Origin of the sequence: Plantactinospora sp. B24E8, from assembly GCF_039871735.1 — a bacterium.
Taxonomy (GTDB): domain Bacteria; phylum Actinomycetota; class Actinomycetes; order Mycobacteriales; family Micromonosporaceae; genus Plantactinospora.
The window spans coordinates 462,812-485,822 of sequence record NZ_JBDPMH010000002.1; the positions used below are offsets into that span (position 1 = coordinate 462,812).

Annotated in this window: 19 protein-coding genes; 13 read left to right on the forward strand and 6 right to left on the reverse strand. The window is 73.2% G+C overall.

Annotated elements, in window-relative coordinates:
* The first annotated feature begins 32 nt into the window (after positions 1 to 32).
* Positions 33 to 992, forward strand: a complete 960-nt coding sequence (locus ABGB21_RS05885) for a TIGR03885 family FMN-dependent LLM class oxidoreductase (protein ID WP_347653737.1) — start codon at positions 33 to 35, stop codon at positions 990 to 992.
* Between the two features lie 6 nt (positions 993 to 998).
* On the opposite strand, the gene ABGB21_RS05890 is transcribed toward ABGB21_RS05885, so the two are convergent.
* The gene (locus tag ABGB21_RS05890; RefSeq protein WP_347676663.1) at positions 999 to 1,259 is read right to left on the reverse strand and encodes a hypothetical protein; all 261 of its coding nucleotides are present in this window, start codon (positions 1,257 to 1,259) and stop codon (positions 999 to 1,001) included.
* Positions 1,260 to 1,302: 43 nt separating this feature from the next.
* Positions 1,303 to 1,878 carry a GNAT family N-acetyltransferase gene (locus ABGB21_RS05895; RefSeq protein WP_347676665.1) on the reverse strand — a complete coding sequence of 192 codons (576 nt, stop codon included), beginning with the start codon at positions 1,876 to 1,878 and terminating at the stop codon, positions 1,303 to 1,305.
* Positions 1,879 to 1,976: 98 nt separating this feature from the next.
* Between ABGB21_RS05895 and ABGB21_RS05900 the strand changes: the two genes are divergently transcribed.
* Positions 1,977 to 3,401 (forward strand): Nramp family divalent metal transporter, encoded by a 1,425-nt coding sequence (locus tag ABGB21_RS05900; protein WP_347676667.1) that lies wholly within the window; start codon positions 1,977 to 1,979, stop codon positions 3,399 to 3,401.
* A gap of 96 nt (positions 3,402 to 3,497) precedes the next feature.
* Here the strand turns inward: ABGB21_RS05900 and ABGB21_RS05905 are convergent, their stop codons facing one another.
* Entirely contained in the window at positions 3,498 to 6,590 is a 3,093-nt protein-coding gene (locus ABGB21_RS05905) for a glycoside hydrolase family 9 protein (protein WP_347653741.1), read from the reverse strand.
* Positions 6,591 to 6,925: 335 nt separating this feature from the next.
* Between ABGB21_RS05905 and ABGB21_RS05910 the strand changes: the two genes are divergently transcribed.
* Both ABGB21_RS05910 and ABGB21_RS05915 read left to right on the forward strand, forming a co-directional pair.
* A complete protein-coding gene (locus tag ABGB21_RS05910; RefSeq protein ID WP_347653742.1) occupies positions 6,926 to 7,654 on the forward strand; it encodes a protein phosphatase 2C domain-containing protein in 729 nt (242 codons plus the stop codon).
* 112 nt (positions 7,655 to 7,766) lie between these two features.
* Positions 7,767 to 8,756, forward strand: coding sequence for a DUF6454 family protein (locus ABGB21_RS05915; protein ID WP_347653743.1), 990 nt, complete (start codon positions 7,767 to 7,769; stop codon positions 8,754 to 8,756).
* A gap of 62 nt (positions 8,757 to 8,818) precedes the next feature.
* Here the strand turns inward: ABGB21_RS05915 and hrpB are convergent, their stop codons facing one another.
* Both hrpB and ABGB21_RS05925 read right to left on the reverse strand, forming a co-directional pair.
* Positions 8,819 to 11,395 carry an ATP-dependent helicase HrpB gene (hrpB, locus tag ABGB21_RS05920; protein ID WP_347657434.1) on the reverse strand — a complete coding sequence of 859 codons (2,577 nt, stop codon included), beginning with the start codon at positions 11,393 to 11,395 and terminating at the stop codon, positions 8,819 to 8,821.
* Between the two features lie 149 nt (positions 11,396 to 11,544).
* The gene (locus ABGB21_RS05925; RefSeq protein WP_347676669.1) at positions 11,545 to 12,363 is read right to left on the reverse strand and encodes a SigB/SigF/SigG family RNA polymerase sigma factor; all 819 of its coding nucleotides are present in this window, start codon (positions 12,361 to 12,363) and stop codon (positions 11,545 to 11,547) included.
* A gap of 201 nt (positions 12,364 to 12,564) precedes the next feature.
* Between ABGB21_RS05925 and ABGB21_RS05930 the strand changes: the two genes are divergently transcribed.
* Positions 12,565 to 13,170, forward strand: a complete 606-nt coding sequence (locus tag ABGB21_RS05930) for a nucleotidyltransferase family protein (RefSeq protein ID WP_347657387.1) — start codon at positions 12,565 to 12,567, stop codon at positions 13,168 to 13,170.
* Positions 13,171 to 13,226: 56 nt separating this feature from the next.
* Here the strand turns inward: ABGB21_RS05930 and ABGB21_RS05935 are convergent, their stop codons facing one another.
* Positions 13,227 to 14,813 carry a PucR family transcriptional regulator ligand-binding domain-containing protein gene (locus tag ABGB21_RS05935; RefSeq protein WP_347657388.1) on the reverse strand — a complete coding sequence of 529 codons (1,587 nt, stop codon included), beginning with the start codon at positions 14,811 to 14,813 and terminating at the stop codon, positions 13,227 to 13,229.
* Between the two features lie 198 nt (positions 14,814 to 15,011).
* Here ABGB21_RS05935 and uraD point away from each other — a divergent pair, with 198 nt between their 5' ends.
* Genes uraD through ABGB21_RS05975 form a run of 8 tightly spaced genes read left to right on the forward strand, consistent with a single transcriptional unit; the run spans position 15,012 to position 23,011 of the window.
* Positions 15,012 to 15,527, forward strand: a complete 516-nt coding sequence (gene uraD, locus ABGB21_RS05940) for a 2-oxo-4-hydroxy-4-carboxy-5-ureidoimidazoline decarboxylase (RefSeq protein ID WP_347657389.1) — start codon at positions 15,012 to 15,014, stop codon at positions 15,525 to 15,527.
* On the forward strand, positions 15,524 to 15,892 hold the full coding sequence (uraH, locus tag ABGB21_RS05945) for a hydroxyisourate hydrolase (RefSeq protein ID WP_347657390.1): 369 nt from the start codon (positions 15,524 to 15,526) through the stop codon (positions 15,890 to 15,892). Before uraD ends, uraH begins: the two co-directional genes overlap by 4 nt.
* A 20-nt stretch (positions 15,893 to 15,912) precedes the next feature.
* Positions 15,913 to 16,818, forward strand: a complete 906-nt coding sequence (gene pucL, locus ABGB21_RS05950) for a factor-independent urate hydroxylase (RefSeq protein ID WP_347657391.1) — start codon at positions 15,913 to 15,915, stop codon at positions 16,816 to 16,818.
* Positions 16,818 to 17,681, forward strand: coding sequence for an FAD binding domain-containing protein (locus ABGB21_RS05955; protein ID WP_347676671.1), 864 nt, complete (start codon positions 16,818 to 16,820; stop codon positions 17,679 to 17,681). Before pucL ends, ABGB21_RS05955 begins: the two co-directional genes overlap by 1 nt.
* Entirely contained in the window at positions 17,678 to 18,223 is a 546-nt protein-coding gene (locus ABGB21_RS05960) for a (2Fe-2S)-binding protein (protein WP_347657393.1), read from the forward strand. The genes ABGB21_RS05955 and ABGB21_RS05960 overlap by 4 nt, the downstream gene beginning before the upstream one ends.
* A complete protein-coding gene (locus tag ABGB21_RS05965; protein ID WP_347676673.1) occupies positions 18,220 to 19,575 on the forward strand; it encodes an 8-oxoguanine deaminase in 1,356 nt (451 codons plus the stop codon). Before ABGB21_RS05960 ends, ABGB21_RS05965 begins: the two co-directional genes overlap by 4 nt.
* On the forward strand, positions 19,572 to 21,833 hold the full coding sequence (gene pucD / locus ABGB21_RS05970) for a xanthine dehydrogenase subunit D (RefSeq protein WP_347676675.1): 2,262 nt from the start codon (positions 19,572 to 19,574) through the stop codon (positions 21,831 to 21,833). Before ABGB21_RS05965 ends, pucD begins: the two co-directional genes overlap by 4 nt.
* Positions 21,833 to 23,011, forward strand: a complete 1,179-nt coding sequence (locus tag ABGB21_RS05975; protein WP_347657396.1) for a hypothetical protein — start codon at positions 21,833 to 21,835, stop codon at positions 23,009 to 23,011. Before pucD ends, ABGB21_RS05975 begins: the two co-directional genes overlap by 1 nt.

A 23,011-nucleotide genomic window follows, 5' to 3' on the forward strand; every position in this document is an offset into this window, starting at 1 on the left:
ACCACCGCCCGGACTGGGTACGGAGGACCGCCATGACGGTCTTCGGTATCCACGCCTCCCACGAACAGATCCACCCTGCCGCGCTGCTCCGGACCGTGGTCCGGGCCCAGGAGGCGGGTTTCGACGCCGCCATGTCCTCGGACCACTTCTCACCGTGGAGCGCCCGGCAGGGGCACTCCGGCTTCGCCTGGTCCTGGCTCGGCGCCGCGCTGCAGGCGACCACGCTGCCCTTCGGGGTGGTGAACGCCCCCGGGCAGCGGTACCACCCGGCGATCGTCGCCCAGGCGATCGGCACCCTCGCCGCGATGTACCCGGGCCGGTTCTGGGCGGCGCTCGGCACCGGGGAGGCGAGCAACGAGCACGTCACCGGGGACGGCTGGCCGCGCAAGGAGGTCCGGACCGCCCGGCTGCGCGAGTGTGTCGACGTGATCCGGGCACTGCTGGCGGGTGACGAGGTCAGCCACGACGGACTGGTCAGCGTGGACCGGGCCCGGCTCTGGACCCGGCCGGAGCAACCACCGGCGCTGGTCGGGGCGGCGGTGTCGGAGGCGACCGCCCGCTGGTGTGCCGAGTGGGCCGACGGGCTCATCACGGTCAACGCGCCCGTCGACCGGCTGCGGCGGATGGTCGACGCGTACCGGGGAGCCGGCGGTCGCGGCCCGCTCCACCTCCAGGTCCACCTGAGCTGGGCGCCGAGTGAGACCGAGGCGGCGTCGATCGCGTACGAGCAGTGGCGCAGCAACGTCTTCGCCCCGCCGGTCTGCTGGGACCTGGAGACGGCGGAACACTTCGACGTCGTCGCCGCGGACGTGCCGGCGGAACGGGTCGCCGAGGTGGTGAACATCTCCGCCGACCTGGGCCGGCACACCGCCTGGTTGCGGGAGTACGTCGACCTCGGCTTCGACGGGATCTACCTGCACCACGTCGGCCAGGAACAGGACGCCTTCGTCGACACGTTCGGCGCCAAGGTCCTGCCGGAATCGCGCGGGTAGGACCACTCAGAGTTCACGGGCCGCCGCGAACAGTTCGCGGAACTCGTCGAGGTATCCGTTGGCGGCGGCCAGGTCGTACCGGGCGGTGGGCTCGACGTGCACCTCCGGGTCGTCGCCGGGCGGCAGGGTGAGCCACAACAGCGGCACCCCGGTGCGGCGCCGCCAGCGTCGGGTGACGGCCGGGGCCACCGCCTCCAGGATCCGCAGACAGTCGGCGCGGACCGGGATGGACAGTGACCGGAGCTCGGCCAGGGCAACCTCGCTCATACCGTCGATCATGTCACCTGGCCGCCCGTGGCCGCGCTCACCATCAGCCGAGCCGGCGCTCCAGCAGCTGACCCGGCCACCGGCGGTCGGTGAGCTGGACGGTGAAGGGTGCGGTCGCGGTGAAGCCCTGGCTCTCGTAGTACCGGATCAGCGCGCCGTCGCCACCCGCGTAGCAGTCCACCCGGAGCAGGTCGAGACCGCGTTCGCGGGCGAGCCGCTCGGCGTACGCGAGCAGCCGGGCGCCGATCCGGCGTCCGGCGTACGCCCGATCGGTGACCAGCAGGTTGACGTAGAGTTCCGGCTCGGTCGCCGGCGGCACGTGCGGTACGGCCCCACCGACGACCAACGCGCCGACCGGGACGCCGGCCGGGCCGCTGGCCGCGGTGTTGGCCAACTCGGCGACGTACAGCTCGCCGTCGGCGGCCCAGCGACGCACCTGGGCGATCCGCCGTGGGTTGTCCGAATGCGGTGCGCTGCCCCACTGGTCGACCCGGCCCCGGGCGACCAGCCACCGGGTGGCCCCGTCGAGCAGGCCGAGCACCACGGCGACGTCCCCGGGCCCACCCGGCCGCACCACCAACTCCTCCGTCGTCGCCTGCTCCGGCTCGTCGCTCCCCACGCCGTCCATGGTGACAGAACCGGATTCACCGTCGTCACCGCAGGGAAACAGATGATTCGTAGCCGTCCATCGCACCGTCCCGTCCCCTGGAGGTTTTGATGGCGCCGACCGCCGCCGACCGGTTCCCCACCAGACACCTGCCCGGGGTGACGGTCCGGGAACTGCCACCACCACCCGCGTCCGCGTGGCGGATCATCGGACCCGGGGTGGTCGCCGCCGGCGTGGGGCTGGCATCCGGTGAGTTCATCCTCTTCCCGTACATCGCCTCGCAGGTCGGTTTGGTTTTCCTCTGGGCCGCCGCGGTGGGCCTGGTCACCCAGTGGTTCCTCAACATGGAGATCGAGCGGTACACCCTGGCCACCGGGGAGACCGCGCTGACCGGGTTCTCCCGATTCTGGCGGCACTGGGGACTGGTCTTCGCGGTGATGGTCTACTTCGCCAACCTCTGGCCCGGCTGGGCGTCGAGCTCGGCGACCATGGTGACGTACCTCTTCGGTGGTGACGTGACCTGGATCGCCATCGGCATGCTGCTCACCATCGGCGCGGTGCTCACCCTGGCACCGGTGGTCTACACCGCCCTGGAACGGGTCGAGTTCGTCAAGGTCGGACTGGTGCTGCTCTTTGTCGTGGTGGCGGTGGGCTTCGCCATTTCCGCCCGGGCCTGGGGCGGGCTGCCCCGGGCGGTGACCGCGCCGGACTTCCCCACCGAGCTGGGCTTCGCGCTGATGCTCTCCGCACTGGTCTTCGCCGGAGCCGGCGGCGGACAGAACCTGGTGCAGTCCAACTGGATCCGGGACAAGGGCTACGGCATGGGCCGGTACGTGCCACGCCTGGTCAGCCCGGTCACCGGTCGGGAGGAGGCGGCGCCGGAGGGCGCGGGCTTCGTCTTCGAGCCGACCGACGGGAACCTGGGCCGCTGGCGACGCTGGTGGCGGCTGGCCAACCAGGAGCAGCTCGTCACGTTCCTGCTGATCTCGTTCGTCACGATCGTGCTGATGTCGCTGCTCGCCTACTCCACCGTGTACGGCGTACCCGGCCTGGCCAACAGCGTCTCGTTCCTCCGGGTGGAGGGGGAGCGGCTACAGGAGCTGGTGGGGCCCTGGTTCGGCGTCCTGTTCTGGGCGGTCGGTGCGCTCTCCCTGTTCGCCGCCGCGATGGGCATCGTCGACTACACCAGTCGACTCGCCGCCGACGTGATCAAGACCTCGTACCTGCCCCGGCTCTCGGAGAGCCGGATCTACTTCGTACTGGTCTGGGGGCTGGTGGGGCTGGGCTGCGTGATCCTGCTGGCCGGACTCGACCAGCCGCTGCTCCTGCTGGTCATCTCCGCCTGCGTCGGCGGGATGATGATGTTCGTCTACTCGATCCTGCTGCTGGTGCTCAACCGCCGGGTACTGCCGGAGCCGATCCGGCCGCGCGGCTACCGCGTCGCCGCGCTCGTCTGGGCGGTGCTGCTGTTCGGGGTCTTCTCCGCGCTGACCGTCTGGCAACAGGGGGAGCGCCTCCTCGACACCCTCCGCTGAGGGTGGGGAGGGAGGGACCCCGGCCCATACGGGGGATGGGCAGGGGTCCCTCCCGACCGGCGACGGGCCTGGCACCGGTCGGTGGTGGTGGGCAGGTCAGCGGCAGGCCGCCCCGTTCAGGGTGAACAGGCCGGGGTCCGGGTTCGCCCCGCCGGCCGTGGTGGCGTTGAAACCGAACATCACGCTGCCACCCGGCATGATCCGCGAGTTGTACGACTCGTTCGTCGCACTGACCGTGGCGCCGGCCTGGCTCACCTTCGCCATCCACGCCTCCCGGACCTTCTGGTCCCCGGTGAACGCGAACCGCAGCGTCCAGCCGGTGATCGGCGTCGTACCGGTGTTCCGGATGGTCGCCTGCCCGGTGAAGCCGCCACCCTCGGCCCAGGTGCCGTAGTTGGTGTACGTCACCTGGCAACTCGTACCGTTGCCGGCCGGTTGCGTCGCCGCGCCCTGGTCGGCGAGGAACGAGGCGATCCAGGCGAGCGCCGAGTTCCAGTTGATCGCCACCTCGTTCGTCGCGTACGAGGCGATGTCGTCGACGTAGCAGAACATCGGGGCGCAGCCCGCCAGCAACTGCTCGGCGAACGGGTCGTCGAGGCTGGCGTTCGCGCCACCGGCGATCGAACCGGCCGGCGGGTTCGGCAGCGACTCGTCGTACTGGTTGCCGAAGATCCGGCTGTGCTGGTTCTGCGAGGACTTCTCGCCCCAGCCGGTGACGTACGACTGGTTGAGCGCGTTGCGGCCGAAGACGTAGTCCATTCCCTGGATCGCCCCGTCCCGGTACTTCGGGTCGCCGGTCAGGTCGTACGCGGTGGCGAGCACCACCGCGTTGTTGATGATGTTGCTGTTGGCGCCCCAGAAGTAGGCACCGGGGTGACCCGGCATCGGCAGCCCGTACGCCTGGGCGCGCAGTGTGGCCAGGTAGGCGTCGGCGGCGGCGGTCACCGAGGCACGGATCCGGTCCCGCTCGGCGGCCGGCAGCCCGTTCGGCACGGTGGCCAGGTCGAGTCGGCCCAGGGCTGCCGTGCTGCCCCAACCGAAGCCGTGCTGGCCGAAGATCTCCTCGTCGGTGTGGTGCGGCGAGGCGGTCAGGTCGGCCAGGTAGGACGCCCCGCCGGTGGTGAGGTACAGCTCGGCGGCGGCCCAGTAGAACTCGTCGCTGACGTCGCCGTCGCTGTAGGAGCCGCCGCCGTTGCCGTCAAGCGGGTCGGCGTACCGGGTCGGGTTCGCCTTCGCCGCCGCGTACGCGGTCGTCGCCGCGGTCCGGCACCGGTTGGCGAACGTGGCGTCGTACGGGGCGTACAGCCGGGCGCACTGGGCGGCGGTGGCGGCCAGGTTCAGCGTGGCGGCCGTCGACGGCGGGTGCAGTTCCCGCAGCTCAGGGTCGTCCTCCGGCTGCAGTGGCAGGCCGGTCCAGTTCCGGTCGTGGATCTTGTGGTGGGCCATCCCGGCCAGCGGTCGCCCGGCCGGCACCTGCATCCGCAGCAGGAACTCCAGCTCCCACCGGGCCTCGTCGAGGATGTCCGGCACGTTGTTGCCGCGCTCCGGCAGCCGCAGGGTGTTGTCGCCGAGCGCGGCGCCGCCACCGGCACTGGGCGCGGTCTTGGTCCGCTCGAAGGCGTTCAGCAGCTGGTAGGTGGCGATGCCGCCGTTGACGACGTACTTGCCGTGGTCGCCGGCGTCGTACCAGCCGCCGCGGACGTCCAGCCGGTAGTCGCAGACCCCGGGCTGGCACGGCACGTCGGTGTCACCCCGGTTCGGCGCCACCCCCAGGTGGCCGGCCGGCCGGGCGTACTCCTCGCCGACCAGGTCGCCGTCGATCTCGATGCCGCTGCGCTGGATGTAGAAGAACTGCAGCGAGTCGGAGCGGAGCTGCTTCCACACCTCGGCGGAGATGTCGAACGGGTGGCTGGTCTCGCCGTCGGCGGTCAGCGTGTAGCCGCTGCCCGGGGTGCGGTAGCCGGAGAAGTCGACGCTGTGCGTGTGCTGCGCCGACGCCGGGTCGACACCACGCGGCGTGCTCTGGCCGCTGGCCACCACGGTGCCGGCGCCGTTCTTCAGCTGCCAGGCCAGCGGGTCGGTCGCCTCGGTGACGACGGTCGCGTTCTTCGGGCCGTCGGGCAGGTAGCCGACCTGGTTGACCCGGACCCGGGGGCCGGTGTCCGGGGTGTACGGCGGTTCCTCCTCGCCGCCGCGCAGCGAGACGTTGTCGACGCAGAACGTGTACGCCTCCGCGTTGCCACCGACCTGGAACGCGACCTGGCCGAGTTCGGTGTCCTCGGTGGCGGTGAAGCTCCGCTCGACATGCTGGACCTCGCTGGTCAACGCGACGTCCTCGACGAAGTACGACGTGTACGGGTCGGCGCCGAGCTGCACCGCCGTCCGTACCGTGGCGCCGGGTTCGGCGGTGGCGTCGAAGGAGAGGACGTACGTCTCGCCGGCGATCAGCGCGACGTCGTTCTGCCCGACGCCGCCGTCCCACGGGTTCGCCAGCCCGCCCGGCACGGCGGAGCAGAGCCGACCGTCGACGACCCCGGTGGAGGTGGTGCCGTAGGAGTACCAGCCGGAGGTGCCGTCGGCGAAGTCGCCGTTGGTGATCTGCTCGGCGCCACCCGGCGGCGGGTCGGTGGGGGCGTCGCTGCTCAGCGAGACGTCGTCGAGGCAGAACGTGTACGCCTCGGCGGCCCCGCCGAGCTGGAAGGTGAGGGTGCCGTTGGTCGAGTCGATGGCGCCGGTGAACTCGTACCCGAACTCCCCGCCCTCGGGGGTCAGGCTCACCTCCCGGGAGAGGGCGGTGGTGTACGGCTCCTCGTCGAGCTGGACGTTGGCCCGGACGGTGACCGGTACGTCGGCGGAGGCGCGGAAGCTCAGCGTGTAGGCGGCGCCGTCGGCGAGGGGGATGCTGTTGTGCCCGAGGCTGGCGTCCCACGGGTTCGCCAGTCCGCCCGGCACCTCGGCGCAGAGCTGCCCGTCGACCACGGAGAGCGGGAGGTTGGCGGTGGACCACCAGGGTGCGGTGCTGTCGGTGAAGGTGCCGTTCACGATGTGCTCGGTGGCCGCCCTCGGCTGGGCCGGTTCGGCGTACGCGGCGGAGGCGCCGCTGCCGAGCAGCAGCGCGGTGGTGGCGAGCAGGGTGAGGGGGTGGCGGCCGATGGCCGGCCGGCGGGCGCGGTGACGGGGTCGGATCACGGGAGTCCTTCCGGACGCGGTGCGGAGACTTCCGGCGGAGGTATCGGGGGGATACCCGTTGGGAGCGCTCCCAATATCGATCCCGATGTTGCCAGCCCATTACCGGCATGTCAATCGACAGTGCTGGATAGAAAGCCGTGCGGGGAGGGCCGGGCCACGGGTGCCGGTCCGGCCGGTCCGGACCCGACCGACGGCACCCGGGTAACCCACGACCTTGCCCCGAACGGGGGCGACCCGTAGCGCTGCCGGTGACGGACAGTGAAATTGTGTGGCGTCCCGGCCAGTCGGTGATCTACTGCAAGCATTTCGGCCGTCTTTTTGGCAGGCTGCCTGCCATGAGCCTGAAGCTGCGATCCGTGGCGCTGAGCCATCGCGGTTTGATCCGGGGGGCGAACCAGGACTCCGCGCACGCCGGCGCCTGGCTGCTCGCCGTCGCCGACGGTATGGGCGGGATGGCCGCCGGCGACCTGGCCAGCACCATCGCCATCGAAGCGGTCCGCCCACTCGACGTGGAGACCCCGGAGGAGGGGCTGGTCGCCGGATTCCAGGACGCCGTCGACGCGGCCAGCGCCGGCATCCGGGCGGCGGTGGCCGAGGACCAGGAACGGCAGGGCATGGGCACCACCCTGACCGCGCTGCTGCTCGCCCGCACCGGAAGCTGTCTCGCGCTGGCCCACGTCGGAGACTCTCGCGCGTACCTGCTGCGTGGCGGCACCATGACCCAGCTGACCCGGGACGACACCTTCGTCCAGATGCTCGTCGACGAGGGGGTCATCAGCCCCGACGAGGCGCACAGTCATCCGCGACGGGCGGTGGTGACCCGGGCGTTGCAGGGGGAACCGGTCACCCCCTCGTACACCACCCTGGTCCCGCAGGAGGGCGACCGTTGGTTGCTCTGCAGCGACGGCCTGTCCAACGTGGTCCGGGCGGACAGCCTGGCCGAGGCGCTGCTCGGCCACCCAGACCCGGCCGCCTGCGCGCAACGGCTGGTCGACCTCGCCCTGGGGGCGGGCGGGCCGGACAACATCACCGTGGTGGTCGCCGACCTCGTCGACGTCGGCTGAGGTGCCCCCCAATCCACCAGCATTCGGGCGGACGTCACCACCGGATCAGGAGCGGTTCACCGCGGTTCCCTACGGTCGCCTGGCCCTTGCGGAACAAGCCGAAGAGGAACCAATGAAGAAGAGCACCAGGTGGACCACGGTGGCGGGCGTAGCTTTGGCCGCGACCCTGGGTGGCGCCGCCGCCGCCCACGCCACCGGCCCCGCCGGCGATGACCGGACCGACCACCCCAGGGACAGCGCGCTGGCAACCGCCTTCCAGGCCGTGAACCGCGACACCTCGTGGCAGCTGACCGGCAAGCTGAAGCTGAAGTTCCCGACCTTCCACACCGAGGGCATCGCCTTCGCCGGCGACCGGATCTTCCTGTCCGCGGTCGAGATCCTCGAGCCGACCGTCAAGTACCCGACCCCGCAGAACGGCTACGACCGCACCCCCGGCAAGGGCATCGGCCACCTGTTCGTCATGGACCGCCAGGGCAACCTCAAGCGGGACATCGTCCTCGGCGAGGGCGACATGTACCACCCGGGCGGCATCGACTTCGACGGAAGGAACGTCTGGGTTCCGGTCGCCCAGTACCGTCCCAACAGCAGCACGATCGTCTACCGGGTCGACGCCGACAGCCTGCAGGTCCACAAGCAGTTCGAGGTCACCGACCACTTCGGCGGGGTGGTCCTCGACAAGACGACCGGCCACCTCGTCGGCAACACCTGGGGCTCCCGTCGCTTCGCCGAGTGGGACCTGCGCGGTAGGCAGTTGCGCACCTGGGACAACCAGAGTTTCTTCATCGACTACCAGGACTGCCAGTACGTACCCGCCGGCAAGATGATCTGCGGTGGTGTCACCAACCTGCCCCAGAACCCCGCAGCCGGCGGCACCACCGCCAGCTACGAACTCGGCGGAATGGCGCTGATCGATCTGCGCAGCCGCGACGTGCTACGCGAGGTGCCCTTCCAACAGTGGTCCACCGCCGGGCACGTGGCGACCCGTAACCCGCTCAAGCTCGCCGCCGACGGCAACCGGCTGACGATGTGGGCAGCTCCGGACAACGGCGAGGAGGGCAACGGCACCGAGATCCTGACCTACCAGGCGACGGTCGGTTCCTAGCCCGGAGCTCGGCGCTGCCGTCCGGCCCGGCACAGGACGATCACCCGTCCACCGTCACCCGGCTAACCACGCCGGGGGCGGAGCTGCCGGGTCGGCGCGGCGTCGGCCGGGTCGACGGGCCACGGATGCCGGGGATAGCGGCCCCGCAGCTCCGCCCGTACCTGCGGATAGCCGGTCCGCCAGAACGAGCCGAGATCCCCGGTCACCGCCACCGGCCGACCGGCCGGGGAGAGCAGGTGGAGCAGGACCGGTACCCGCCCGTCGGCGATCCGCGGCGCCTCCCGCCAGCCGAAGGTCTCCTGGAGCTTGACCGCCAGCACCGGCGAGGTCGGATCCGTGTAGTCCACCCGGTACCGCGAACCGCTCGGCACCGGCAGCCGCTCCGGGGCCACCTCGTCGAGCCGGGCGGCCTGCGCCCACGGCACCAGGCGCCGGAGTGCCGTCGCGACGTCGATCCGGGCCAGGTCGGCGCGGCGCCGCGCGGTGACCAGGTCCGGCCCGAGCCACTCGTCGGCCCGGTCCAGCAGCGCCGCGTCGGTCACCTCCGGCCAGGGCGGGCCGAGGGCGTACCGGCAGAAGGCCAACCGGTCCCGCAGCCCGCGCGCCGCCGGGGTCCAGGTCAGCAGCGACAGTCCCACCCGCCGCAGCCCGTCGAGCAGCGCCGCCGTCACGGCGGCCGGATCGGGCCGGGTCAGCGGGCGGTCCACCAGGACGATGGCGCCGAGCCGGGTCAGGTCCCGGGCCAGCACCGCGCCGTCCTCGTCCGACCAGGCGATCTCCCGATCCTCCCGGAGCAGCGCGGCGCCGGCCTCCCGGGCCGTCGCCTCGTCGATCACCGCGGCCTGCCGGACCAGTGCGCCCCGCCGGCCGGGTGCCCGGTCCGCGACGGCGATCGCCAGCCACTCCGTACCCGCCAGCCCCGACCCGGGCGCCAGATCCGCGGCGGTGCCACCGGCCATCAGGTACGTCGTCGCGCCCGGCTGCCGGACCCGGGCCAACCGTTCCGGGTACGCCAGCCCGACCAGCAGCCCGGCGGCCAGGTCGTCGGGGAGTGCCGGTCCGCTGACCGGGCCGCTGCCGAGGTCCCGCCCCGGGCTGTCGTCCCGTCCGGCATCCGTCGTCCGTTCCGGTCCCGGCGGCTCGTCGAGCGCGGCCCGCAACCGGCGCACCTCGGCCCGCCACCGTCGGCTGGCGTCGTCCGTGCCGGTGCGCAGCCGTCGCCAGGCGGTCACCACGTCGTCGGTACCGGTCGGGGCCTCGGAGAGCACCGCGACCACCTCGGCCGCGCGGCGGGTACCCAGCGGCCGGGTCCCGTCCAGCAGCGCCCGCGCCAGCCGTGGGTGCGTACCGACGGCGGCGATCGCCCGGCCCCGCGCGGTGGCCCGACCGTCCGGACCCACGGCACCGAGCGCGTCGAGGGTGGCCCGGGCGACCTGCATGGCGGCGGCCGGCGGCTGCTCCGGCAGCGCCAGCCCGGCCCCGTCCGGGTGCCCCCAGCAGGCGAGCTGGAGGGCGAAACCGGTGAGGTCGGCGACCGCGATCTCCGGCTCCGGGTACGCTGGCAGCCGCTCGTGGTCCGCCTCCGACCAGCACCGGTAGACCCGGCCCGGTCCCTGGCGTCCGGCCCGTCCCGCCCGCTGGGTCGCCGCCGCCCGGGACACCGGCACCGTCACCAGCGCGCCCAGTCCCCGCGCCAGGTCGGTCCGGGCGACCCGGCTCAGACCGGCGTCCACCACCACCCGTACCCCGGGGACGGTCAGGCTGGTTTCGGCGACGGCGGTGGCGAGCACGACCCGCCGCCGGGCTGTCGACGGTCGGCGCAGCGCGGTGTCCTGATCGGCGCTGGACTGTCGGCCGTGCAGGGTGACCAGGTCGACACCGTCCGGCCGGTCGGCGAGCCGCGCGGCGACGCCGCCGATCTCGCCCGCCCCGGGCAGGAAGACCAGCAGATCGCCGTCCTGCTCGGCCAACGCCCGTCGGACGGTGGCCGCCACGTGGTCGAGCAGCCGGGGGTCGACCCGCAGGCCGTGCGGCGGATCGACCGGCCGGCTCGGCGGCGCCCAGACCACCTCCACCGGATGGGTACGACCCTCGGCCCGTACCACCGGCGCCGGTCCGGTCGGTCCGCCGAGCAGCGCGGCGAGCCGCTCGTCGTGTGCGGTCGCGGACATCGCCAACAGCCGCAGCTCGGGGCGGAGGGCGGTCCGGGCCTCGATCGCGAAGGCCAGCGCCAGATCAGAGTCGAGCTGCCGCTCGTGGCACTCGTCGAGCAGCACCGCGTCGGTGCCGGCCAACTCCGGATCGTGCTGGAGGCGCTGCACGAGCAGGCCGGTGGTGACCACCTCGATCCGGGTCCGCCGGCTGGTCCGGCGCTCGCCCCGGACGACGTACCCGACGGTGTCACCGACCCGCTCACCGAGCAGGTCGGCCATCCGGGCGGCGGCGGCCCGGGCGGCGACCCGGCGCGGCTGGGCGATCACCACCCGACCCTCGACCTGGTCGGCCAGGGCCAGCGGAACCAGCGTCGTCTTGCCGGTGCCGGGCGGCGCGACGACGACCGCGACGCCGACATCGTGCACCGCGCGGGTCAGGGTGGGAAGGACGCCCCGGACCGGCAGGTCGGGAAGGGGGTCGGGCAGCGGCACCGGTTCAGTGTCGCACCGGTGCCTCCGGTCTCGCCCCGCCCACCCGGGTGGGGCCGGTTGACAGGTGAAGGCCCGGGTGGGGTGCCGACGCCCTTGGCACCCCACCCGGGCCTTCTATTCCCCCGGGAAACGAACGGTTCCGGTCAGTACGTGTCGGCGAGTTGGTTGCGGAGTTTGCTGAGGGCGCGGGCGAGGAGGCGGCTGATGTGCATCTGGGAGACGCCGATCTGTTCGGCGATCTGGGACTGGGTGAGGTTGCCGTAGAAGCGGAGGGTGAGGATTTTCTGTTCGCGTTCGTCGAGGGTGGCGAGGGCGGGGCCGAGGGCGACGCGGAGTTCGGCGAGTTCGTATTCGTTGTCGTCGGTGCCGAGTAGGTCGCCGAGTTCGGTGGTGCGGTCGCCGTCGCCGGTGGGGGTGGAGAGGGAGACGGCGTTGTAGGCGCGGGCGCCTTCGAGGCCTTCGAGGACTTCTTCCTCGGTGAGGTTGAGGTGGTGGGCGATGTCGGTGACGGTCGGGGAGCGGCCGAGGGTCTGCAGGAGGTTGCTGTTGGCTTCGCTGATGGCGAGGCGGAGTTCCTGGAGGCGGCGGGGGACGCGGATGTCCCAGGTGCGGTCGCGGAAGTGTCGTTTGAGTTCGCCGATGATGGTGGGGATGGCGTAGCCGGCGAAGTCGACGCCGCGGCTGGGGTCGTACTTGTCGATGGCTTTGATGAGGCCGATGGCGGCGGTCTGGGTGAGGTCGTCGGTGGGTTCGCCGCGTCCGCTGTAGCGGTGGGCGAGGTGGTTGGCCAGGGGGAGCCAGGCTTCGATGGTCTTGTCGCGCAGGGTGGCCCGGTCGGGGTGGTTGGTGGGCAGCGCGGCGAGGGTGTGCAGGAGGTTGGTGGCGCTGTCGGTGAGGGTGGCCGGGTCGGGGGTTGCGGTGGTGTGGGGTGTGACTACTTGCCGGTTGCTGGTCGCGGTCATGGTGGTCCTCCCTGCACCGAGCGTGTGGGCGTCTGTGGGTCGTGGGCGTCTGTGGATGGGCGCGTCTGGTGGCCCGTTCAGGTCATCACTCTAGACCGTTAGTCTCCACGAAATCTAGCCGAACGGCTGATGGATAATCTTCGCCTCCTTCACCAAAAGGAATAAATTCCCCCAATTTTCCGGCTTGACTAGGCTCCGTACGTGGACTCCGTCGTGCCAACCCCGCCGCCGCGTCAAGCGGTGCGGGTCGCCGGACTGGTGCTGGCCGCCGGAGCCGGTCGCCGGTACGGCGGACCGAAGGCACTGGTCCGGCTCGACGGGCGACTCCTGATCGAGCGGGCCCTCCGGGTCGCCCGGGACGGTGGCTGCGACCCCGTCGTGCCGGTCTTGGGCGCGGCCGCCGCGACGGTCCGTCGGCAGGCCGAACTCGGCGACGCCGTACCGGTGGAGAACCCGGACTGGTCGACCGGGATGGCCTCGTCGTTACGTGTCGGCCTGACCGCCCTGTCCGGGACGGACGCGGTCGCCGCGATCGTGCTCCTGGTCGACATGCCGGGGGTCACCCCCGAGGCGGTCCGTCGGTTGGCCGACCTCGCCGGCCCGACGGTGCTGGCGACCGCCGGCTACGGCGACCGGCGCGGCCACCCCGTGCTCCTCGGCCGCGACCACTGGCCCGGCGTCGTCTCGTCCGCCGTCGGAGACGTCGGCGCCCGGCTCTACCTGCGCGAGCGGGGCGCACAGCTGCGGGTCGTACCCTGTGCCGACGTCGCGGACGACACCGACCTGGACGTTCCGCCGCTACGCTGAGACGGTCGCGGCCCGCCGTCAGAGCGGCCCGGAAGGCGCCGGCGGGCGGGCCCGACTCAGTACGGCAGGCGGAGCGCGAGGTACAGGTCGACCCGGTCCGGGAACCGGGAGAGGTCCCGGCCGGTGAGCTGCTCGATGCGGCCGATCCGGTACCGCAGCGTGTTGACGTGCAGATGCAGCCGGGCGGCGGTACGGGTCCACGAACCGGCACAGGCCAGGAACTCGTCGAGGGTGGCGACCAGGTCACTGTCGTGTGCCCTGTCGTACGCCAGGACCGGACCGAGAACCCGGTCCCGGAACGCCCGTCGGGCCTCCGGCGGTACACCGGAAAGCAGCAACAGGTGTGAGGCGAGGTCACCGGCCGAGACGACCACCGTGGCACCGGGGTCGGCGAGCGCGGTGTTCAGGGCGTGCCGGGCCTGCTCGACCGCGCCCGGCAGGGCACCCGCGTCGCCGGCCGGACCACTGATCCCGACCGCGAGTCGACCCGTACCGAGCCCCGGCGCCAGGCCGCCGACCGCCGCCCGGATCGTGTCACCGACCTCGGCCACCCGGTTCGGCGCGACGCTGAGGACGCCGAGGACGACGTCGGGCAGAGCGGTCCCGGTGACCAGCGCCGGGGTCGCGACCGACCGGACGATCTCCTCGGTGACCGCGACCGTCAGCTCGGGCGGCGTACCGAGTCCGGTCAGCCGGACCGCCACCACCAGCAGGGTCGACTGTGGAGCCAGTCCACCGGAGGACAGACCGGCCCGCAGCTCCGCCGGACCCGCGGCCGACGCCAGGGCCAGGCCGAACTGGTCGGCCAGCCGCCGTTCCACCCGGGCCGTCTCGTCGGCGTGTGCCCGTTCCAGACTGACCAGACTGACAAGTTCGGCCGCCGCCTCCGGCAGGGCCGTGCCGTCGCCCGCCGGCGCGGTGCGCTGCGGCCCGACACTGTCGGGCGTCAGGGCGGTACAGGCCAGCAGCCAGGAGGCGAGCCGGTGTTCCGGCCGCCCGGGCACCGCCGTCAGCCAGATCCGCCGACCGTCCAGGTCGATTCCGGCCGGCAGCCGCCCGGTGCCGAGGAAGGTACCGGCCAGCCTCCCGCGGGTCTCCGGCGCGAGCGGCCCGGTGCCGGCGACGATCCGTCCGGTCGGGGTCAACACCCAGCACCGGACGCCGAGGTCGGCGGCGACCGGCCGGAGCAGGTCGGTCAGCCGGGCGCCGCCGGCCATCGCGGCCGCCAGACCGCGGTACCGACCGACCACGTTCGCCAGCCCGGTCGCCCGACGAGCCCACAGCGTCGGGGTGACCTCGTCGATGATGTCCCGGAAGGACACCTCGACCGGCACCTCGAACAGCGGCACCCGGTGCCGACGGCAGGCGGCGACCAGGTCGACCGGCACCGACCCGTACGCCGCGTCACCCGCGCCGATCGCGGCGACCCCGGCGGCGGCACAGGCGGTGACGAACCGCTCCGAGTCGGCGGCCCGCCGCCGCCACATCAGCCCGGTCAACACGATCTCGCCTCCGGTCAGGTACCGGCGCGGATCGGGCAGGTCGGTGACGTACACCCGGCTGACCTGGCGATCCAGGTCGTCCGCGCCGGTGAGCACGGTCAGCCGTAACCGGGGTCTGTCCAGCGCCTCGTGCAGTCGCATCGCCGAACCCTTCCGCCCCCGGGCGAGGTCGGTTGGAGGAATCTACGAAAACGATACGGCCGACCGGGCCGGTTTCGGTGCTCCCACCGATTCACCCGACGCCGGACCGGCTGCTGTACTTCTCGCATCCACACACCAGCGGTGTCGGGCGGGGGCCTTCCCGGACGTGACAGGAACGGCTCCACTTTCCGGGGAGGCATGGTGGACGGCTTCAACCGCGACCGCGCCGAGCGGGTCGAGCGGGAACTGATGGGCTGCTGCGCCGTACCGGAATGGGCGCGGACGGTGGTGGCCGGTCGGCCGTACCCGGACCTGGCGGCGGTGCTCACCGTCGCCGACCACGCGCTGCAGGGGCTCGGCTGGGACGACGTCCTACGGGCGCTGGCCGCGCATCCGCGGATCGGCGAGCGACCGACCGGCGCCGGCCGGGAGGCGGCATGGTCGCGACGGGAACAGGCCGGAGTGGACGGTGCCGACGACCGCACCAGGGCCGCGCTGGTCGAGGTGAACCGCGCGTACGAGGAACGGTTCGGCCATCTGTTCCTGGTCTTCGCGAACGGGCGTGGTGAGACCGAACTGCTCGCCGCCGCCCGGGAGCGGCTCGGTAACGATCCGGGGACCGAGCGGGCCGTGGTGCGTGAGGAACTGCGGCGGATCGTGCTCCTGCGGCTGCGCAGGCTGCTCGACCCGGTCGGGGAGGGTGAGCGGCGGTGACCACGACCCCGGGGCAGGTGCGGATCTCCACCCACGTGCTGGACACCACGAGCGGGCAGCCGGCCGCCGGTCTCCAGGTACGGCTGGACCGGCGGGACAGCGGCGGCTGGACGACCGTCGGGTACGGCCGGACCGACGCCGACGGGCGGCTACGCGACTGGACCCCCGCGCTCGACCACGCACCACTGCGAGGCCGGCAGGGCGGCGGCTACCGGCTGGTGTTCCAGATCGCGCCGCACTACGCGCCGGGGGCGGCGTTCTTCCCGGAGATCGTCGTCGCGTTCCAGGTCGGCGACCCCGACCAGCACCACCACGTGCCACTGCTGATCAGCCCGTACGGCTACACCACCTACCGCGGCAGCTGACCCGACGAGGGGAGGGCACGGTGCGGATCGTGCTCGGCGCCAACCAGTACGGCAAGGCCGAGGTGCGGCTGGTCCGGGTGGACCGGGCCGGCCCCCGGCACGACCTGCGGGACCTGACGGTCGGGGTGACCCTCGCCGGCGACCTCGCGGACACCCACCTGACCGGCGACAACAGTCGGCTGCTGCCCACCGACTCGCAGAAGAACACCGTGTACGCCTTCGCCCGCCGCCACGGCGTCGACCAGGTCGAGGACTTCGGGCTGCGGCTCGCCCGGCACTTCGTCGACAGCCAACCGGCGATCACCCGGGCCCGGGTGACCCTGGCCGAACACGGCTGGCGACGCCTCGGCCCGCACTCCTTCGCCCGGGACGGTGCCCAGACCCGTACCGCGACGGTGACGGTGACCGGGGAGGAGACCGTGGTCGAGTCGGGGCTGACCGGGCTGGTGCTGCTGAACAGCGCCGGTTCGGAGTTCTCCGGTTACGTCCGGGATCCGTACACGACCCTGCCGGAGACCGACGACCGGATCCTGGCCACCGAGGTCGAGGCGACCTGGCGGCACGACGACCCGGGCGGTGGGCGGGACTGGGCGGGGCGGGACTGGGCCGGGTCCTACGAAGCTGTCCGGGCGGCACTGGTCGGAGCGTTTGTCGAGACGTACAGCCGGTCGTTGCAGCAGACCCTGTACGCGATGGGGCACCGGGTGCTCGACACCCGTCCCGAGGTCGCCGAGGTGCGGCTGACCCTGCCGAACCGCCACCACCTGCTGGTCGACCTGACGCCGTTCGGGCTGGACAACCCGGGCGAGGTTTTTGTCGCCACCGACCGGCCGTACGGGCTGATCGAGGCGACGGTGACCCGGAGCACCGAGGCGGGGGCCGACCGCCCGGGGGTGGCCGGGCCGGCGCGGAGGAGCGCGGACTGATGGACTTCCTGCAACCGACGGACTGGGCGGAGGCGCTCGCTGTGCGGGCCGACCGCCCGGAGGCGGTGCCGGTGACCGGCGGCACCGACGTGATGGTGGAGCTGAACCTCGCCCGCCGCCGACCGACCGCCCTGCTCGACCTGGGCCGGGTCGGCGGACTGGCCGACTGGGGCACCGACGGCGACCTGCTGCGGATCGGCGCGGCCGTGCCGTACCGGCGGATCGTCACCGAGTTGGCCGGGCGGGCGCCCGGGTTGGCGATGGCGGCCCGGACCGTCGGTTCGGCGCAGATCCGCAACCGGGGCACGGTCGGCGGCAACCTCGGCTCGGCGTCGCCGGCCGGGGACACGTTCCCACCGCTGCTCGCCGCCGACGCGGTGGTCGAACTCGGCTCGGTCCGGGGGGTCCGCCGGGTGCCGGTGGCCGAGTTCTGCACCGGGCCGAAACGCAGCGTGCTCGCCCCGGACGAGCTGATCGCGGCGGTGCTGGTGCCGCCGGCCGCCGGACCCGAACGGTTCGCCAAGGTCGGCACCCGGAACGCGATGGTGATCGCTGTCTGCGCGTTCGCCCTGGCCCTGCGCCCGGGGACCCGGCGGGTCGGCACCGGGATCGGCTCGGCCGCCCCGACCCCGGTCCGGGCACCGGCCGCCGAGGAACTGCTCGCCGCCGAACTCCCCTGGGCGACCCGGGCACCGCTGCCCGAGTCGCTGACCCGGCGGTTCGGCGAACTGGTCGCCGCCGCGGCCAGCCCGATCGACGACGTACGCGGCACCGCGGCCTACCGCCGGCACGCGCTCGGCGTACTGGCCCGCCGGATGGTGGACCGGGCCTGGACGGCGTACCGCAACGGTGGTGCGGAATGAGGATCAGCTGCGTCGTCAACGGTGAACCGCGGCGGGCCGACGACGTGTGGGCCGGGGAGAGCCTGCTGTACGTGCTCCGCGAACGGCTCGGCCTGCCCGGCGCGAAGAACGCCTGTGAGCAGGGTGAGTGTGGCTCCTGCACGGTCTATCTGGACGGGCGGCCGGTCTGCGCCTGCCTGGTCCCGGCCGGCCAGGCGCAGGGCCGCGAGGTGGTGACCGTCGAAGGGCTGCCGGTCGGGGCGGACGGGTTGCACCCGGTGCAGCGGGCGTTTGTCGCCGCCGGTGCGGTGCAGTGCGGTTTCTGTACGCCGGGCCTGGTGGTGGCGGTGCACGACCTGCTGGAACGGCACCCGGATCCGACCGACCCGGAGATCCGGGAGGCGCTGGCGGGCAACCTCTGCCGGTGCACCGGATACGAGGCGATCCTGGCCGCGGTCCGGCTCGCCGCGCTGCGGGACGGTGGGGACGACGGTCCGGAGGGCCGGCTGCGGGACGGTGGGGACGACGGGCGGCCGGACCAGGGACGGCGGGAGGGACCGTGATCGTCATCGAGAACTGCGCGGTGGCCACGGTCGACGCGGCCGGCACCGAATACGCGGACGGACACCTGGTGGTCGACGCGGGCCGGATCGTCGCGGTCGGCCCCGGCCATGCCGGCCGCCGGCACCGCGCGGTACGCCGCGTCGACGGCACCGGTTGCCTCGTCACCCCGGGCCTGGTCAACACCCACCACCACCTCTACCAGTGGGCGACCCGGGGGCTGGCCCAGGACGACGGGCTGTTCGACTGGCTGCGGACCCTCTATCCGGTCTGGGCCCGACTCGACGCCGACGCCGTCGCGGCGACCACGGCCGCCGGACTCGGCTGGCTCGCCCTGCACGGCTGCACCACCAGCACCGACCACCACTACATCCATCCCCGCAATGCCGGCGACCTGATGGCCGCACAGGTCGCGGCGGCGGCCGAGGTGGGCCTGCGGTTCCATCCCTGCCGGGGCTCGATGGACCTCGGCGCGTCCCAGGGCGGGCTGCCCCCGGACGGAATCGTGGAGGAGACCGAGGCCGCGTTGGTCGCCACCGAGGAGGCGATCGACCGGTTCCACGATCCGGCCGACGACGCGATGGTCCGGGTCGCGGTGGCGCCCTGCTCCCCGTTCAGTGTCAGCGGGAAGCTGATGGTCGAGGCCGCCGCGCTGGCCCGGCGTCGGGGAGTACGGCTGCACACCCATCTCGCCGAGACCGTGGACGAGGAGGAGTACTGCCGGCGCACGCACGGCTGCACCCCGGTCGAGTACGCCGAACAGCTCGGCTGGCTCGGCCCGGACGTCTGGCTCGCGCACGCCGTACATCTCGACGACAGCGCGCTGGACCGACTCGCCAGCACCGGCACCGCCGTCGCGCACTGTCCCAGTTCGAACGCCCGGCTCGGTGCCGGCACCGCCCGGGTCCGGGAGCTGCTGGACCGGGGCGTACCGGTCGGGCTCGGGGTCGACGGCCCGGCCTCGCAGGAGGCGAACCAGCTCGGTCCGGAGTTGCGGCAGGCGCTCTACACGGCCCGGCTGCGTGGCGGTCCGGGCGCGCTCACCGTCCGGGAGGCGCTGGCGCTGGGCACCATCGGCGGCGCCCGGTGCCTCGGCCGGGCCGACCAGCTCGGGTCGCTGGAGGTCGGCAAGTTGGCCGACGTGGCGCTGTGGCGGCTGGACGGGCTCGGCCACGCCGGGATCAGCGACCCGGTCGCCGCGCTGGTCCTCGGTCCGCCCGCCCCGCTCGAACTGCTGCTGGTCGGCGGCGAGCCGGTGGTGGTCGGCGGTGAACTGCGCACAGTGGACGAACACGAGCTGGTCCGCCGTACCCGACGGGCACACCGGACCCTGACCCGGGGAGCGCGCCGATGACCGGACCGCCGGTGGTGGTGCCCACGGTCGGGGCGACCGGGGGTGGGATCGGGAGCAGTCCGGTACGCCCCGACGGGACGCTGAAGGTCCGGGGCGAGTTTGCCTTCTCCTCCGATCTCTGGGCCGAGCACATGCTGTGCGGCGTCACGCTGCGCAGCCCGTACCCGGCGGCCCGGATCGACGGCATCGACGGCACGGCCGCGCTGGCCGTACCCGGGGTGTACGCGGTGCTGACCGCGGCCGACGTACCCGGCGACCGGTACTACGGGCTGGAGGTCGCCGACCAGCCCGTGCTCGCGATCGACGAGGTCCGCTACCAGGGTGAACCGGTGGCGGTGCTGGCCGCCGACCACCCGGAGACCGCCCGCCGGGCCGCGACGCTGATCCGGGTCGACTACGCGGTGCGACCACCGGTCACCGACCCGGAGGCGGCACTGGCCGCCGGCCGACTGGTCCGGCACGTGCCGATCCGGCGCGGTGACCCGGACGCGACCGCCGAGGTGGTGGTCACCGGGGAGTACCAGGTCGGTATGCAGGACCAGGCGTTCCTCGGTCCGGAGTCCGGGCTCGCCGTACCGGCCCCGGACGGCGGGGTCGAGCTGTACGTCGCCACCCAGTGGCTGCACGCCGACCAGCGGCAGGTCGCCGCCGCGCTCGGCCTGCCGGTCGACCTGGTACGGCTGACCCTGGCCGGGGTCGGCGGCGCGTTCGGCGCCCGCGAGGACCTGTCGATGCAGGTGCACGCGAGTCTGCTGGCGCTGCGGACCGGCCGGCCGGTGCGGATGGTCTACGGCCGGGAGGAGTCGTTCGTCGGCCACGTGCACCGGCACCCGGCGACGCTGCGGTACGAGCACGGGGCGACCCGGGACGGCCGGCTCGTCTACGTCCGGGCCCGGATCCTGCTCGACGGCGGGGCGTACACCTCGACCACCCCGGCGGTGGTGGCGAACGCGGCCAGTCTCGGCGTCGGGCCGTACCAGGTGCCGAACGTGACGGTGGACGCGTACGGGGTGCACACCAACAATCCGCCGTGCGGGGCGATGCGCGGCTTCGGCGCGGTGCAGGCGTGCTTCGGCTACGAGTCGCAACTGGACAGGCTCGCCGAGGCGCTCGGACTGGACCCGGTCGAGCTGCGGGTCCGCAACGCGATGACCGAGGGTTCGGTGCTGCCGACCGGGCAGCGGGTGGACGGGCCGGCCCCGGTGGCCCGGCTGCTGGGACTGGTCCGGGACCGGCCACCCCCGCCGCCGGCCGGCCCGGACCCCCGGGAACTGCCGGGCGGGACCGGCGGCACCACCACCGTCGACCAGGTCCGGCGCGGTGTCGGCTACGCGGTCGGGATCAAGAACGTCTGCTTCTCCGAGGGCTTCGACGACTCCGCCGCCGCCCGGGTCCGGCTGGAGCTGCTCGGCGGCGAGCCGACCGTGCTGGTGCACACCGCCGCCGCCGAGGTCGGGCAGGGACTCGTCACCGTGCAGGCGCAGATCGCCCGGACCGAACTGGGGGTGGAGCGGGTGGTGGTGGCGACCGCGGACACCACGGTCGGCAGCGCGGGTTCGTCGTCGGCGTCGCGGCAGACGTACATGACCGGCGGCGCCGTCCGGGAGGCGTGTCGGGCGGTCCGGGCCCGGCTGCTGGCCCGGCTGCCCGGGCCGGTCCCGGAGCGGACCGACCTGGTCGGCGGGCAGTTGCGTGACCACGCCGGCCAGGTGCTGGCCAGCCTGGTCGACCTGCTCGACGCCGGTCCGGTCGAGGAGACGGTGACCTGGCGGCACCGGCCGACCCGTCCACTCGACCCGGTGACCGGGCAGGGCGACGCGCACGTGCAGTACGCCTTCGCCGCGCACCGGGCCACCGTCGACGTGGACCTCGAACTCGGACTGGTCCGGGTGGTGGAGATCGCCACCGCGCAGGACGTCGGCCGGGCGGTCAACCCCCGGGCGGTGCGCGGCCAGATCCACGGCGGTACCACCCAGGGCCTCGGCCTGGCGCTGATGGAGGAACTGCGGGTGGTCGACGGGGTGATCCGCAACGGATCCTTCACCGACTATCTGATCCCGACCATTCTCGACGTCCCGCCGATGGTGGTCGACGTGCTGGAACTCGCCGACCCGCACGCGCCGTACGGGCTGCGTGGGGTGGGCGAGCCGCCGACCATCTCCGCCACCCCGGCGATCGTCGCGGCGATCCGGGACGCCACCGGACTGCCGCTGACCCAGGTGCCGGTCCGTCCCGAACACCTCACCGGGACCTGTTGATGGGCCGGCTCACCAGGGACGTCTACGCCGAACTGGACCACCGGCTCGGTCCGGTCGACGCCGAACTGCGGCGCCGGTATCCGGGTGAGCGGCGGGACCGCCAGCCGGTGCACACCGTCTACGTACCCGCCGACCGGTGCGGCCCCGACCTGGTGGCCGAGTGGGGCGCCGCCGCGTTGACCGCGCTGGACCGTCATCCACCGCTGCCGTACCCGGCGGAGCTGCACGAGCGGGTCGTCGACAAGTTGCGCCGGGAGCCGATCGAGGACCTGCGGATCGACTTCGAGGACGGCTACGGGACCCGGGACGACCCGACCGAGGACGCCGCGGCCCGGGCCGCCGGTCGGCTGCTCGCCACCGCCCCGGTTCCGTTCGCCGGGGTACGGGTCAAGAGCCTGACCGGGGCGGGACGGCACCGGGCGGTGCGTACCCTCGACCTCCTGCTCGACACGCTGCTCGACGCCGGCGGCTCGCCGCCCGGGAATTTCCTGCTCACCCTGCCGAAGGTCTCCGTGCCGGCACAGGCGGCGGCGATGGCGCTGCTCTGCGGCCGGCTGGAGACCGCGTACGGCCTGCCGACCGGGTGGCTGCGGTTCGAGATCCAGATCGAGGTCCCGGCCGCGGTGCTGGGCCCGGACGGCCTGGCCACCCCGGCCCGGCTGATCGACGCCGCCGACGGTCGGTGCGTCGGGCTGCACTACGGCACCTACGACTACAGCACCGCGTGCGGGGTGGCGGCCGCCCAGCAGAGTCTGGCGCACCCGGTCGCCGACTTCGCCAAGGCCGTGATGCAGGTCGCCGCCGCCGAGACCGGGGTACGCCTGTGCGACGGCTCGACAAATGTGCTGCCGGTCGGCGACAGCAGCGCCGTGCACGCCGGCTGGGCACTGCACGCCGGCCTGGTCCGCCGTTCCCTGGAGAGTGGCTTCTACCAGGGCTGGGACCTGCATCCGGCCCAACTGCCGACCCGGTACGCCGCCACGTACGGGTTCTTCCGGGACGGTCGGGCGGCGGCGGTGCGGCGGTTGCGGGCGTACCTCGGGCGGCGGTCCACCGGGGTGCTGGACGAGCCGGCGACCGCCCGCGCGCTCGCCGCGTTCCTGCTGCGAGGGCTGGACTGTGGCGCGCTGGCCCCGACCGAGATCGGGTTCGACCGTGTCGACCTGCTGGCGCTGTGA

Coding starts and splice junctions, on each gene's coding strand:
- ABGB21_RS05885 (WP_347653737.1), top strand. CDS start 33: ATGACGGTCTTCGGTATCCACGCCTCCCACGAACAGATCCACCCTGCC.
- ABGB21_RS05890 (WP_347676663.1), bottom strand. CDS start 1,259: ATGAGCGAGGTTGCCCTGGCCGAGCTCCGGTCACTGTCCATCCCGGTC.
- ABGB21_RS05900 (WP_347676667.1), top strand. CDS start 1,977: ATGGCGCCGACCGCCGCCGACCGGTTCCCCACCAGACACCTGCCCGGG.
- ABGB21_RS05910 (WP_347653742.1), top strand. CDS start 6,926: ATGAGCCTGAAGCTGCGATCCGTGGCGCTGAGCCATCGCGGTTTGATC.
- ABGB21_RS05915 (WP_347653743.1), top strand. CDS start 7,767: ATGAAGAAGAGCACCAGGTGGACCACGGTGGCGGGCGTAGCTTTGGCC.
- ABGB21_RS05925 (WP_347676669.1), bottom strand. CDS start 12,363: ATGACCGCGACCAGCAACCGGCAAGTAGTCACACCCCACACCACCGCA.
- ABGB21_RS05935 (WP_347657388.1), bottom strand. CDS start 14,813: ATGCGACTGCACGAGGCGCTGGACAGACCCCGGTTACGGCTGACCGTG.
- uraD (WP_347657389.1), top strand. CDS start 15,012: ATGGTGGACGGCTTCAACCGCGACCGCGCCGAGCGGGTCGAGCGGGAA.
- ABGB21_RS05955 (WP_347676671.1), top strand. CDS start 16,818: ATGGACTTCCTGCAACCGACGGACTGGGCGGAGGCGCTCGCTGTGCGG.
- ABGB21_RS05960 (WP_347657393.1), top strand. CDS start 17,678: ATGAGGATCAGCTGCGTCGTCAACGGTGAACCGCGGCGGGCCGACGAC.
- pucD (WP_347676675.1), top strand. CDS start 19,572: ATGACCGGACCGCCGGTGGTGGTGCCCACGGTCGGGGCGACCGGGGGT.
- ABGB21_RS05975 (WP_347657396.1), top strand. CDS start 21,833: ATGGGCCGGCTCACCAGGGACGTCTACGCCGAACTGGACCACCGGCTC.